The organism is Desulfuromonas sp., from assembly GCF_002868845.1.
Lineage (GTDB): Bacteria > Desulfobacterota > Desulfuromonadia > Desulfuromonadales > BM501 > BM501.
Window position 1 is genome coordinate 1 of sequence record NZ_PKUB01000006.1, and the last position, 12,757, is coordinate 12,757.

A 12,757-nucleotide genomic window follows, 5' to 3' on the forward strand; every position below is an offset into this window, starting at 1 on the left:
GTCGCCGGGAGCGTCGGGGAAGGACCAGGTGTGCTCCTGGGGCGGATGCACCGTGACCTGCACCTCCTCGGCCACCAGGTTCACCGTCTCGAAGGTCCGAATCATGGTGCTCGTGTATTCTGACATGGCGGCCGAAGCCACCCCGGCACTCAGTACAAACGCCGCCACCATCACGAGGCAGAGAACCCGTTGGAACCATTTCATCTGTCAACCTCCTTGAAAATAGATTTCATAGCTTCCGCCTCCCGGTTGCACTTAAGCACCGGCGGGACCAGGCGCGAGCCACTCTCGAAACGCAGGCTCATTATCTTCCTACAATTTCCATTCCACAAATGAGGTTATTTTTACCTTCTCTCTCAATCCGGTGATTTTGTCGCTTAAAAGCTTGGTTTTCCGAGCAAAACACCCTCAGCCGGCATAGTTGCCCCGTCTGCTGCCCCCCCAGGGGAGGGGCACCGGCTTCTTCCCGGGGGATTTGCCCCAAGAAAAATGGGCAAATCCCCCAGCAACAGACCAACGGACACAAAAAAGGCCAGCCGTCAGGCTGACCCTTTTTGCCGACAGTGCTGCTGCCCCCCTATAAGCGGTTTAGAAAATCGATCACCTTGGCCGCGATCTGGTTGGAGGCGTTGACGCAATCGTTCAGACCCACCCCGGAAAAGGCGTTGCCGGTGAAGTACAGGCCGGGGTGCTTTTCGAGCTGTTGGTCGAGAGCGACCAGTCGCTTGCCATGGCCCGCCGTGTACTGAGGGATGGCCTTTTCGTGCCGAAAGATGCGAACGAAGTCGGGCTCGGCGTCGATCCCCATGATCTGCTTCAGGTCGGCCATGGTCCTGGCCTTCACCTCTGCCTCGGCCAGGTCGATGGCACCGGGGTTGGTCGCCCCCCCCATCATGGAACGCAGCAGAACGTGCCCCTCGGGGGCCCGGTTGGGGAAGATGCTCGAATCCCAGAGGGTCCCGAGAGTGCTGCGCCCCTCCTTTTTGGGGGTCAGGTAGCCGAAGCCATCCAGGTCGCGGGCGATCTTGTCGCGCTCGTAGCCGAAGCAGACGACGTTCATGGTGGCGTAGGGGATCTGGCCGAGGATCTCGGCAACGCCCCCGTCGAGGCCGGCTATCACCGGCACCAGGGCATGGGCGGGCGCGGAGCTGACCACGACCTCGGCGTCCATAATGCCGCCGTCCTCCAGGCACAGTTCGTAGCCCCCCTCTTTCTTTTTGAGAGCGGCGAGGCCGGCACCGGTCCGCACATTCGAAACGAGGGCCGCGGAGGTGCTGTCGGTCAGTTCCTGGATGCCGTCCACGAAGGAGGTGAGTATGCCGCCCGGGCCGGCGGCGCTGGCGACCGCCTTGCCCGCCTTGCGCTCGGCCTTCTTCTGCTTGGCCAGCTTCGCCATGGCCTTGATCAGGCCGCCGTACTCGGTCTCCAGCTGGTGAATGCGGGGGAAGCAGCTCTTCAGGCTCATGGTCTCCGGGTCGCCGGCGAAAATGCCGGAGACCATCGGCGCGATGAGCTTGTCGAGGGCCTCGGCCCCCAGGCGGCGCCGACCGAAGTCGGCCAGGGTCTCGTCGGCATCCCCCCGGTAGGGCGGCACGAGCATCTCGTAGGCCAGACGCAGCTTGCCGGGCCAGGAGATCAGCTTCGACTTGAGGAAGGAGGGCCCGTTTTCGGGCAGCCGGTGCAACACCCCTTCCGAATAGATAAAGCGCTTGCGGGCGTTGTCGTCGGAGCGCAGCAGGCGGTCGCGAATGCCGAGGCTTTGGCATAGCTCCAGGGTCATCGGCTTGTTGTCGAGAAAGCCGTTGGGGCCCCACTCGCACAGAAAGCCCTCCTCCCGGATGCTCCAGATCTTACCGCCGATCCGATCCTTCTTCTCCAGAACGACGATCTCCACCTCCAGGCCGGCCGCCCGGGCCTGCCCCTGGAGGGCGTAGGCGGTGGAGAGCCCTGAAATTCCTGCTCCGATTACGGCGATGCGGGTCATATCCCTTCCTCCTCGCGATTCAGGTGAGTTTGTCGAGTATGCGGGCGATGGTTTCGAAGGAGCGGACCAGGTCCTCCTGGTCGCTCTCCGGCAGCCGGGCCAGGACCTTTTCGTATCCCGAAAGGATGCCCTGCTGCAGTTCGTCGATGAGATCACGCCCTGATGGGGTAAGGCGGATGACCACCTGGCGCCGGTTGGCCGCGTCCTGCTCCCGCTCCACCAGGCCCTGCCCCACCAGCCGCTCCACCATCTGGCTGGCGCTGCTCATGGCCACCTCCAGGTCCCGGGCCAGGTCCCCCAGGGAACAGGCGTCCCGGTCGGCAATGGTCAGCAGGGTCTTGTACTGGTTGTAGGTGAGGTCCATGCCCTCGTGAACCAGGGCGCGCAGCCGTCCCATGCCCCGCATGAGGGGGGGATAGAGGCGGGCGATGCGTTCGATATGTTCCAAGATTCCTTCTCCTAATATTTTGGATACCTAAACATTAGGACATAAAAGACTTGCGAGTCAAGCCCTGTTTCGAAAAAAGCGCACCCGGCCGCCGCGAGGCGGACATTCTCCGCGGCATCGACGACTCCGCAAGATGGTGCCTTCGCCTGGCAAAATCAAAAACATACGGGTCATTTGAGCAAGTTTAGCGCAAACGGAAGGGGCGGCAAGATGACGGGGAGGGAAGTCCAGGCCGTTTCCCTTGACGCTGGGCCTCCCGCTCACTATATTTGCAGGGCGACTGAAACCACCATCAGGAGGCCCCATGGCCAAGGACTACTATGCCGTTCTCGGTATCCGCAAGGACACCACGGAAACCGAGATAAAGAAGGCTTACAGAAAACTCGCCCTCAAGTACCATCCCGACAAAAACCCCGGCGACAAAAAGGCCGAAGAGAAGTTCAAGGAGATCACCGAAGCCTACGCCGTCCTGTCCGACCCGGACAAGCGGCGCCAGTACGACCAGTTCGGCGACAGCGGCTTCCACCAGCGCTATTCTCAGGAGGACATCTACCGGGACTTTGACGTGGGGGACATCTTCCGCGAATTCGGTTTCGGCACCGACGACATCTTCGGCCACCTGTTCGGGGGCGGACGGGGCCGCGCCACCGGCTTCAGCGGCGGACGCCCCCAGGCGCCCAAGGGACAGGACTACGTCATGCGCCTCTCTATCCCCCTGCGCCAGGCGCTCCAGGGCGGGGAGCGGCGGGTCGAGTTCCGCCGGGAGGGTCGGGTGGAGCAGCTCCAGGTGCGCATCCCTGCCGGGGTCGAAGCAGGGCAAAAACTGCGGGTGGCCGGCAAGGGAGGAACCAGCCCCTCCGGGGGGCCGCCGGGAAACCTGTTCCTCGAGATTCAGGTGGAGGCCGACCCCCTCTTCACCCGCGAGGGCAACGACCTGCTGGTCAAGATCAGGATTCCCTTCAGCGGAGCCTGCCTCGGCACCTCCGTGGAGGTTCCCACCCTCGATGGAAAGAAGCGGGTCAAGGTCCCCGCGGGCATGCAGGGCGGAGGCAAGATTCGCCTCAAAGGGGACGGCGCGCCCGGGAAGAAGAAGGCGGCGGCGGGCGATCTCTACGCCGTCGTTGAAGTGGAGGTCCCGCAGACCCTCTCCGAAGGGCAGAAGAAACTTCTGGAGCAGTTGCGCTCCGAAGGACTCTGATCCCCCAGGCATCGAAACCTGCACACAAAAAAGCCAGGAGACCGGAAGGTTCCCTGGCTTTTTTCATGCGCATTGATTGGTCAACCCCTATCCGGAAAACTCCCGGCAGTACATCATCCCCAGGGTTCCCCGGCTGGCCAGGCACGTGAGGCAGAGCTGCCCGTCGTCGCCCCACTGCTCCCGGGCCATGATGGCGCCTGCCTCCTCGGCCGGGTCGGAGGCGGCCCGATCGGGATCGAAGTCTTTCCCGCAGACGGTACAGGTCCTCACGCCCCGTCCTCCAGGTTCGACCGGACCAGATCGGCCATGGCGCTGATGAAAAGAGGATGGTCGTTCAGGGAGGGGCTGCGCCCGAATGAGCGGATGCCCCTGCCATGGGCGTGATCGCGGTACTCCACATCGATTTCCTGAAGGGTTTCGATATGGTCCGAGACGAAGGAGATGGGCACCATCAACACCGCCTCGTGGCCGTCCGAAGCCAGCTGATCGAGCACCTCCTCGGTCCCCGGCTCCATCCATTTGACCGGACCGCTGCGACTCTGGAAGCCGATGTGCCAGGGGCGCTCTCCGACCCGCTCCATCACGCCCCGAACAGTCTCCATCACGTGCTCCAGATAGGGATCGCCGCGATCGATGAACTTCTGGGGCAGGGCGTGGGCGGAAAAGAAGATCTGCACCCCGTCGCGCATCAATTCGTGGAACTGGTTCAGCCCCTCGTTGACCTGGTGCGCCAGAGCATCGAGATAGGCGGGCCAGTCGTACCACTGCTCGACGACGGAAAACGTCAACTCCGGATAAACACGGGAGGCGGTTCTGCGAAAATCCTTGACGCTGCTGCCGGTGGTGGCGCCGGTGTAGTGGGGATACATGGAGACCACAACGGCGCGCTCGATGCCGTCGGCCGCCATCCGGCGAAGGGTCTCCTCGGCGGTAGGGTGCCAGTAGCGCATCGCCACGTAGGGGCGGAACGCCTCGCCCAGTTCCCGGGCGATCCCCTCGGCCTGGCGACCCGTCCAGTGCAGCAGCGGGGAGGCCCCGCCGATGTTGCGGTAGTTCTCCGCCACGTGCTTGGCCCGGAAGTGGGAGATCATCCGGGCGAAAGGCTTCTGCAACAGGGCGCCGAGGGGCAGCTGGATCAGGTCGCGGTCGGAAAAGAGATTATAGAGGAAAGGCTCGACCGCCTCGAGGGAGTCGGGGCCGCCCATGTTGAGCAGGACGAGGCCGATCGGTTTTTCAGAATCCATGATCAGAACGATGCTCCTGCGGCGGAAATGAAACGGGCGCGGGACTGATGCCCCGCGCCCGCCGTTGCGTTCAGGTTACTTGCGGCTGAGCCGGTGTACGCACTCGACCATGTGGATGGCGTTCTCCGGCGGCACCGTCGGCAGAATGCCGTGGCCGAGATTGAAAATGAAGCCGGGGCGGCCGGCGTTCTCGTCGAGGATGCGCTGCACCTCTTTCTCGATGTAAGGCTTCGGCGCGTAGAGGACGGTCGGATCGAGGTTGCCCTGCACCGCCACGTCGTCGCCGAGGATATCGCGGGCCTTGCCGAGGTTGACGTGCCAGTCGAGGCCGAGTACGTCGGCGCCGGCTTCCTTGACCAGTTCGAGCATGGTGCCGCCGTTCTTGACGAAGTAGATGACCGGGATGCCGTCGCGGTTCAGGCCGTCGATGAGCTGCTTGACGTAGGGGAGGATGTAGCGCTCGAAATCGTGGGGAGCCAGCAGCCCGCCCCAGGTGTCGAAGATCTGGATCGCCTGGGCCCCGGCCTCGATCTGCATGTTGAGGTAGCGCCGGTCCATCTCGGTGACCTTCTTCATCAGGGCGTCGTAGAGGGGGAAGTCGGCGTACATCATCTCCTTGAGGGAGGCGAAGTCCTTGCTCCCCTTCCCTTCGACCATGTAGCAGGCGAGGGTGAAGGGGGCCCCGCCGAAGCCGATCAGCGGCACCCGCCCCTCAAAGGCGACGCGCAGGCGCTTGATAATCGCCGGCACGTAGGGAACCGCCTCGGCCATGTCCTCGGGCACGACGAGGGCGTCGACGTCGGCGGCGGTGCGGATCGGCTTCTCGAAGACCGGCCCCGGCACGAAGTCGAGGGCCATCCCCATCGGCTCGATGGGGGTGAGGATGTCGGAGAAGAGGATCGCCGCATCTGCGTTCAGAATGTCGATAGGCTGGATGGTGACTTCCGCCGCCCGGGCCGGGTCCTTGCAAAGGTCGAGAAAGGTGCCGCCGCCCTTAGCGCGCACATCCTTGTAGCATTGAAGATAGCGGCCGGCCTGACGCATGAGCCAGACGGGAACGTAGTCGGTCGGCTGGCCCCAGCAGGCCTTGAGAAAGGTGTATTCGGACATAGGATTCCTCCTTCAGCGGGCAGTGCCCGGGAATTGATTCGTATAGCCGGGGCAGATCCTGAGACCTCCCCCGGGCGGGTTTGGAACCAGCCCCTACGGTTTCGGCGCGTTCTCCGCGGCCTCTTTTTCCATGCGCTTGCGGGTGCGAGCCGGGATGTAGTTGCAGAACGGCTCCTCGGCCATGTAGTCGCCGTAGACCGCGTCGGCCCGGGCCCGGCAGCCTCCGCAGACGTTGATGAACTCGCATTCGCCGCACTTGCCGGTGTACTTCTTGAAATCGCGCAGATCGTTGAAGGTCTTGCTGTTGAACCACAATTCCTTGAAAGGGATCTGCTTGACGTTGCCGACCGAAGAGTGGAAATAGGAGCAGGGCTTGAGGTTGCCGAAGCAGTCGATGAGGCAGATCGTCTGGGCCGCGATGCACCCCTTGCCCCCGCCGGTTGAAAAGGTCAGGGAGCGGCGCTTGAAGTCGACCCCCTCGGCCTTGGCCATCTGCGGCACGACGCGGTAGTAGTGGGGAGCGCAGGTCGGACGCATGAGGATCTCGTCCTCGTGCTTCTCCTGCTCGTAGTGCCAGGCGAGCAGTTCCTCGTAGTCGTCCTTGCTGATCAGCTCGTTCATGATCTCCTCGCCGCGACCGGTCGGGACGATCATGAACATGTACCAGGCGGTCGCCCCGAGGCCCTTGGCGACCTTGAAAGTGGCGGCGATATCGTTCTGGTTGCGCTTGGTGAAGGAGGAGTTGACGAGAAACTTGATGCCGTTGCGCTTCAGGGTCTCGGCACCGCGCACCGTCCCCTCGAAGGCGCCGGGGCAGTTGCGGAAATCGTCGTGGACCTGGGCGTTCGAGCCGTCGAGGGAGAGGGAGACCATCTTGATGTCCGCCTCCTTCATCTTCTGGCAGACCTCGTCGGTGATCAGGGTGCCGTTGGTCGCCATGCACATGCGCAGGCCCTTGTCGGTTCCGTAGCGGGCGATCTCCCAGATGTCCTTGCGCAGCAGCGGCTCGCCCCCGGAGAGGACCATCACCGGCATGCTGACCTCGCAGATATCGTCAATCAGCTTGTAGGCTTCCTCGGTGGTGAAATCCCCCTCGGCCGATTCCATGTCCGAGGAGCAGCGGCAGTGAACGCAGTTCAGGTTGCAGCGCTGGGTCGTCTCCCAGGCAATCCATTTGGGGATGAAGTCTTGTTCTTTCACTGACATTTGCGATCCTTTATGAAGATAGGATTCAAAGTGAGTTCAAGCAATGAGTGAAATCTTACACCAGACGGGTCAACAATGACAAGAAAATAGGATCAATAGGCCCTGTCCCGAAGCGCCGAGGGGGAAAAGCCCTAATACAAAAAACCATTCCTTTTGTTCAAGAAACAAAAAAAGCGGACCGCTTGGGATCCGCTTTTTTATTTCTACTGAGCCGGAAACCCGGTCAGGAGTTGACGGCCGCTGTGGCCGTCCCGGAGGCGAAAAGTTCGTCGAATATCTCCTGCACCGTGGTGATCCGGTCGGCCTTCCAGGCGTTGGTTCCGCAGAAAACCAGGCCGGTCTCCACATCGCCGCGCTGGGCGCGGTCGAGGGCGTGGACGATGCAGAAGCGCTCCTGGCCCGCCTTGTAGGTACACTTCTTCAGGCAACCGGAGGGACACTTGACGCCCAAATCGACATCCCGCTGACGGACCTGCTCGATGTTTCCCTTGATGGCCCGCCCGGGAAGTCCGGCAGGGCTCATGATCAGGCCGATATCCTCCTGCCGGCAGTCGAGATACGTCTGCTTGAAGGCATCCGATGCGTCGCATTCCTCGGTGCAAACAAAGCGACTGGCCATCTGAACCCCGTCGCTGCCCTGCTCCAGAGCGTGAAGAAGGTCCGCCCTGTCCCAGACGCCCCCGGCGGCGATGACCGGCACCTCGACCTGCCACTTCTCCCGGAAATAGGCTTTCACCCCCCGCACCGTGGCGTACTGGTCGTAATCTCCGGAGCCGATCTTCTCCAACTTTTCACCGAGATGCCCGCCGGCGGTATCGGGGTCTTCCACCACCACGGCGTCGGGAAACCGATCGAAACCCTTCTTCCACTTGCGAACGATGAGTTCGGCGGCCTTGACCGAGGAGACGATGGGCACCAGGGCCACATCCGGCCACTCGGCGGTCAACTCGGGCAGGTTCATGGGAAGACCGGCGCCGCTGACGATAACCTTGGCTCCGGCCTCGCAGGACGCCCGCACAATCTCGTTATAGTTGGTCACCGCCACCATGCAGTTGGTCCCGACGACGCCGTCCGGAGCGATTTCATAGGCCTTGCGGATCTCGTCCTTGAGCGCCAGGGGGTCTGCAGTGAAAAAGTTCTTGCCGTCGTAATGGGGGCTGTTGAGGCTGATGCCGGCGGTGGCGATCAGGCCGATTCCGCCACAGCGGGCCACGTGCCCCGCGAGGTTGCCCGCGGAGATGCGAACTCCCATCCCCCCCTGAACAAGAGGGAAGGGGACAGTATGTTTTCCAATGGTCAAGGGCTTCATAATACACCTTTCCTGGCGAAGACTGTCTGTTTAGAGGGGCGCCAAAACAGTCTCCATCCTAGCAGGGACAAGCCGATTTTAATGTAATAGTTGTGTAAAAATCCCCTTGTCCCCCCTCGACAAGGGATGGTAAAGAGGTGCTATGAAACTTTTCGGTCGCATCGTCAGCCCCCTGATGACCTTTATCGGCATCCAGCTCGTCTGGATTATGGTGGTCATCTTCTGGGTCTCCTGGTTCATGGGAAGCCACCGGCGTTTGCGCCTGCTGGCCGAAAAGTACAGCCCCGAACTGCTTCAGGGCGGGATCGACTGGTTCATCCTGGTCGAAGGCCTGGTCCTGCTGGGCGCCATCCTGGTCGGGGTCTACGTGATTTTCCTCTACTGGCGCCGCCAGGTGGCCCTGAACCGGGCCCAGCGCGACTTCGTCGCCCAGGTCACCCATGAACTCAAATCGCCCCTGGCCTCGCTGAAGTTGCATCTGGAAACGATCCGCCGCCACCACCCCTCGCCGGAAAAGATGGAGACCTTTCTCGATACCATGCTGGCCGACACCGAGCGACTGGACGACCTGACCAACAACATGCTCAGCGCCAACAAGGTCGGCCAGCGGGGGATCCGGCTCACCCTCCGCCCCTGCGACCTCTCCGACCTGGTCACCGGCTATTTTCGCCCCCGCCAGTTCGCGCTGCCCAAAGCGGGCACCATGAACCTGGACATCGCCCCCGGCCTTTTTGCCCGGGTCGACAAGGAAAGCCTGGAAACCGTCTTTCGCAACCTCATGGAGAACGCCCTGCTCTACGCCTCCGGCCCGCCCGTCATACGGGTCACCATGGAGCGGGAGGGGACATTCGCCCACTTCACCTTTTCCGACCAGGGCATGGGAATCGCGAAAAGGGACCAGAAAAAGGTCTTCCGCATGTTCTACCGGGTGCGCCAGACGGGGAAAACGATCCGCGGCTCCGGACTTGGGCTGTTCATCGTACGCGCCCTGGTGCGCCTGCACCGGGGCAAGGTCTGGCTGGAGAGCTCCGGGGAGGGGCGGGGAACGGCCATTCACATCCTCCTGCCCCTGATCGACCCGGCCGAAGCGGAGGGAACGCCGTGAACGAGCTTATCCTGCTGGTCGAAGACGAACCGAGCATCGCCCGCGGCTTGGTCTTCAACCTCGAGCAGGAGGGATACCGGGTCTGTCACGTGGAGAGGGGCGAGGAGGCGGTGGAGCGACTGGAGGGGGAGCCCTTTGCCCTGGTGGTCCTAGACCTGACCCTGCCGGGCATGGACGGGATCGAGGTCTGCCGCCGCATCCGCAGCGAGGACCCCCGGCTGCCGGTGCTGATCCTGACCGCCCGAAGCGATGACAAGGACCGGGTGGAGGGCCTGGACGCGGGCGCCGACGACTACCTGACCAAGCCCTTCAACCTGGACGAATTCCTGCTGCGGGTCCGGTGGATGCTGAGACGCTCCCGCTGGTACCGGCAGGATACCGGACTGGGGGAGAACGTCGCCTTCGGGGACTGCGTGGTCAACCTTCGGGAGCGCAAGGCCACCTGCGGCGGAACGGACATCAACCTGACGGAACTGGAAGCGCGCATGCTGCGCACCTTCTTTCGGCGCGAGGGGGAGGTCCTCTCCCGGGCCGAGCTTCTGGAGGCGGTGTGGGGCGTCTCCCCCGACACCGAGACCCGCACCCTGGACAACTTCATCGTTCGGATGCGCAAGTATTTCGAAGAAAACCCCGCCCGCCCGGTGCATTTTCTCACCGTGCGCAGGCGGGGTTACCGGTTTGTCAGAAATCCCGAAGAGGACGCCTAGATCTTTAGGCCGTCGAGCACCTCTGCCTTGAAGGCTTCAATACCCATTTCCTCGACGAACTTGCCGAGGCGGCAGCGGCGGTCCTTGGCCTTGAACCAGGTCACGATGTGATCCACGACCTTCAAGGCCTCCTCGTCGCTCGGCACGTGCTCCATAAGCTTGAACGAAAGGCGGGGCCGACCGCCTCCGTTGCCGCCGACCATGACGTTCCAGCCCTTGGGGCTTCCGATCAGGCCGACATCCTTGATGCACACCTCGCCGCAGTCGTTGGGACAGCCCGAAACGCCCATCTTGAACTTCCAGGGAAGCTCCATGCCGTGGTACTTCCTGTCCAGCTCCAGACCGACCTCCACCGAATTTTGCTGGCCGCGCTTGCAGAAGGTCGTGCCGGGGCAGATCTTCACCGAGCGCACGCACATGCCGATGGCGGCCCCGGGCTTCTCGCCGAGCTCCTCCCAGATCTGGTCAAGCTTCTCCTCGGGAAGCCCGACAATGGCGATGCGCTTGGCGCTTGTGAGCTTAAGGGCCTGAGCCCCGAAGCGTTCAGCGACATCGGCGATCCTGCGCAGTTGCGCCGGCTCGGTAAGCCCTCCGGGAATATGTGGAGCGATGGCGTAGGTCTCCTTGTCCCGCTGGACGATCGCCCCTTTTTCCAAAATATCCTTTTTCATCGTTCAACCTCCATGAAATCACTGCGACTATTCCACACCGGCCCACACCTAAGAGAGCATACTATTGCCGACAAGGACCACACCTGTCAAGCGGGCCCTTGGCCAAACGAGCAAAAGAGAACTTTCTGGTTGCACCCCCCACCCGTTTCTTTATAATCGGAAACAATGTTTCATTACGACCGATAAATTCTAAAAGGGGGATTTTACCATGAAAGCGGTTTTGCTGGACGGATTCGGCGGGTTGGATGTTCTCAAGACAGGGGAAATCGAAAAGCCCAGGCCCAAAGAGGACGAGGTGCTGGTGCGGGTGGCGGCCACGTCGATCAACCGGCCCGACCTGGTACAGCGCGAAGGCAAATACCCGGCTCCGCCGGGAGACTCTGAGATCCTCGGCCTGGAAGTCGCCGGGATCGTCGAGGAGCTCGGCCCCGGGGTGAAGGGCTGGAAGACCGGCGACCGGGTCATGGGACTGGTGGGCGGAGGCGGCTACGCCGAGTACGCCGTCGCCTACGCCAACCACCTGATGCCGATCCCCGACAATATGAGCTTCGAGGAGGCGGCCTGCGTCTGCGAGTCCTACATCACGGCCTTTCTCAACGTCTTCATGATCGGGGGACTCACAGACGGGCAGACCGCCATCTTTCACGGCGGCGGCGGCGGGGTCAACACCGCGGCGATGCAACTGGCCAAGGCCCTGACCCCCGCTGTCAAGACGATCGTCACGGCCCACCCGGACAAGATCGAGCGGGTCAGGCAACTCGGCGCCGACCTGGTCATCGATTATACCGAAAGCCCCGACTTCACCGACCACGTCAAAGAATTCACCGGCAAGAAGGGGGTCGACCTGGTCCTCGACCACGTCGGCGCAAAGTACCTCAAACCGAACATGAACTCCCTGGCCTACAAGGGCAAGCTCGTGATCATCGGGGTCATCAGCGGCATCAAGGCCGAACTCAACCTCGCCCTGATGATGGTCAAGCGCCAGCAGATCATCGGCTCGGTGCTGCGTTCCCGACCCGTGCCGGAGAAAGCCGAGATCATCGCCGAATTCACCAAAACCGCACTGCCGAAATTCGCCGACCGCACCATCGTGCCGATCATCTAAAAGGTCTTCCCCCTCGACCAGGTCGCCGAAGCCCACCGAATGATGGAAGAGGACAAGCACTTCGGCAAGATCGTGCTGAAAGTCGGGTAATGGTTCGAGTTTCGAGGAAAGAGGGCTTTCACCATTGGCCTTGACTCTGCGCCATGTACGATAAGAGACATTTCGACTGGGACAAGCTCCCTCCCCTGACCTCTCCCCGCCGCATGCTCGGCCTGAAGGGCGTGGCGCTGGGCCTGATCAACCTGCCCCCGGGGCAGGGGTACACCTTTACCCACTCCCACCGGGAGCAGGAAGAGGTCTACATGGTTTTGGAGGGAGAGGGGATTTTGCTGGTGGACGGGGAAGAGCTTCCCCTCGGCTCCGGCGACATGGTGCGGGTCGATCCCGAATCGAAACGGGCCCTGAACAACAACGGCCGGGTCCCGCTGCGCATCATTTGCGCCGGCGGGGTCCCGGCCGGATATCCCAAGCACCCGGAGGCCCGCTACCTCATCGACGACGGAAGGCCCGACTACGACGACGTCCCTCCTTGGTGCGCGAACGACCCGGAGGTCGCCGCCAACAACGCCAGGCTCAAAAAGCGCTACCCGGCCTCCCTGGCCAAGCGGGCCGCCGCCCCCCGGAAGCCCTGAAGGTCAGCGGGCCTTCTGACGGAAATCTGACCCACCCT

Annotated in this window: 13 protein-coding genes and 1 pseudogene; 5 read left to right on the forward strand and 9 right to left on the reverse strand. The window is 62.4% G+C overall.

The features are described 5' to 3' along the window. The 3 genes from C0617_RS01235 to C0617_RS01245 all read right to left on the reverse strand — a co-directional run. A partial coding sequence (locus C0617_RS01235; protein WP_291315199.1) for a hypothetical protein occupies window positions 1-204 on the reverse strand: 204 nt, incomplete at its 3' end. A 373-nt stretch (window positions 205-577) separates the two neighbouring features. After that, entirely contained in the window at window positions 578-1,984 is a 1,407-nt protein-coding gene (gene hemG, locus C0617_RS01240) for a protoporphyrinogen oxidase (protein WP_291315200.1), read from the reverse strand. Between the two features lie 19 nt (window positions 1,985-2,003). Then, the gene (locus C0617_RS01245; protein ID WP_291315201.1) at window positions 2,004-2,432 is read right to left on the reverse strand and encodes a MarR family transcriptional regulator; all 429 of its coding nucleotides are present in this window, start codon (window positions 2,430-2,432) and stop codon (window positions 2,004-2,006) included. Window positions 2,433-2,736: 304 nt separating this feature from the next. On the opposite strand from C0617_RS01245, the gene C0617_RS01250 reads away from it, so the two are divergent. Continuing rightward, window positions 2,737-3,630, forward strand: coding sequence for a DnaJ C-terminal domain-containing protein (locus tag C0617_RS01250; RefSeq protein ID WP_291315202.1), 894 nt, complete (start codon window positions 2,737-2,739; stop codon window positions 3,628-3,630). Between the two features lie 87 nt (window positions 3,631-3,717). Here C0617_RS01250 and C0617_RS01255 read toward each other — a convergent pair whose 3' ends face one another. The 5 genes from C0617_RS01255 to C0617_RS01275 all read right to left on the reverse strand — a co-directional run bounded on the left by C0617_RS01255 (window position 3,718) and on the right by C0617_RS01275 (window position 8,499). After that, on the reverse strand, window positions 3,718-3,900 hold the full coding sequence (locus C0617_RS01255; protein WP_291315203.1) for a hypothetical protein: 183 nt from the start codon (window positions 3,898-3,900) through the stop codon (window positions 3,718-3,720). Continuing rightward, window positions 3,897-4,874, reverse strand: a complete 978-nt coding sequence (hemH, locus tag C0617_RS01260) for a ferrochelatase (RefSeq protein ID WP_291315204.1) — start codon at window positions 4,872-4,874, stop codon at window positions 3,897-3,899. Before hemH ends, C0617_RS01255 begins: the two co-directional genes overlap by 4 nt. Before the next feature lie 75 nt (window positions 4,875-4,949). Further along, the gene (gene hemE / locus C0617_RS01265; RefSeq protein ID WP_291315205.1) at window positions 4,950-5,984 is read right to left on the reverse strand and encodes a uroporphyrinogen decarboxylase; all 1,035 of its coding nucleotides are present in this window, start codon (window positions 5,982-5,984) and stop codon (window positions 4,950-4,952) included. A gap of 93 nt (window positions 5,985-6,077) precedes the next feature. Continuing rightward, window positions 6,078-7,190 (reverse strand): radical SAM protein, encoded by a 1,113-nt coding sequence (locus tag C0617_RS01270; protein WP_291315206.1) that lies wholly within the window; start codon window positions 7,188-7,190, stop codon window positions 6,078-6,080. A gap of 223 nt (window positions 7,191-7,413) precedes the next feature. Further along, complete coding sequence (locus tag C0617_RS01275; RefSeq protein ID WP_291315207.1) at window positions 7,414-8,499, reverse strand: nitronate monooxygenase family protein; 1,086 nt, start codon at window positions 8,497-8,499, stop codon at window positions 7,414-7,416. 142 nt (window positions 8,500-8,641) lie between these two features. Here C0617_RS01275 and C0617_RS01280 point away from each other — a divergent pair, with 142 nt between their 5' ends. Beyond that, window positions 8,642-9,604 carry a HAMP domain-containing sensor histidine kinase gene (locus tag C0617_RS01280; protein ID WP_291315208.1) on the forward strand — a complete coding sequence of 321 codons (963 nt, stop codon included), beginning with the start codon at window positions 8,642-8,644 and terminating at the stop codon, window positions 9,602-9,604. Then, window positions 9,601-10,311, forward strand: a complete 711-nt coding sequence (locus C0617_RS01285; protein ID WP_291315209.1) for a response regulator transcription factor — start codon at window positions 9,601-9,603, stop codon at window positions 10,309-10,311. The genes C0617_RS01280 and C0617_RS01285 overlap by 4 nt, the downstream gene beginning before the upstream one ends. Here C0617_RS01285 and C0617_RS01290 read toward each other — a convergent pair. After that, on the reverse strand, window positions 10,308-10,982 hold the full coding sequence (locus tag C0617_RS01290) for an NAD(P)/FAD-dependent oxidoreductase (RefSeq protein ID WP_291315210.1): 675 nt from the start codon (window positions 10,980-10,982) through the stop codon (window positions 10,308-10,310). The two genes, C0617_RS01285 and C0617_RS01290, sit on opposite strands and share 4 nt — an antisense overlap. Before the next feature lie 208 nt (window positions 10,983-11,190). Here C0617_RS01290 and C0617_RS01295 point away from each other — a divergent pair. Continuing rightward, window positions 11,191-12,177: pseudogene (locus C0617_RS01295) on the forward strand (NAD(P)H-quinone oxidoreductase). Window positions 12,178-12,230: 53 nt separating this feature from the next. Further along, the gene (locus tag C0617_RS01300; RefSeq protein WP_291315211.1) at window positions 12,231-12,719 is read left to right on the forward strand and encodes a cupin domain-containing protein; all 489 of its coding nucleotides are present in this window, start codon (window positions 12,231-12,233) and stop codon (window positions 12,717-12,719) included. Window positions 12,720-12,757 lie beyond the last annotated feature (38 nt).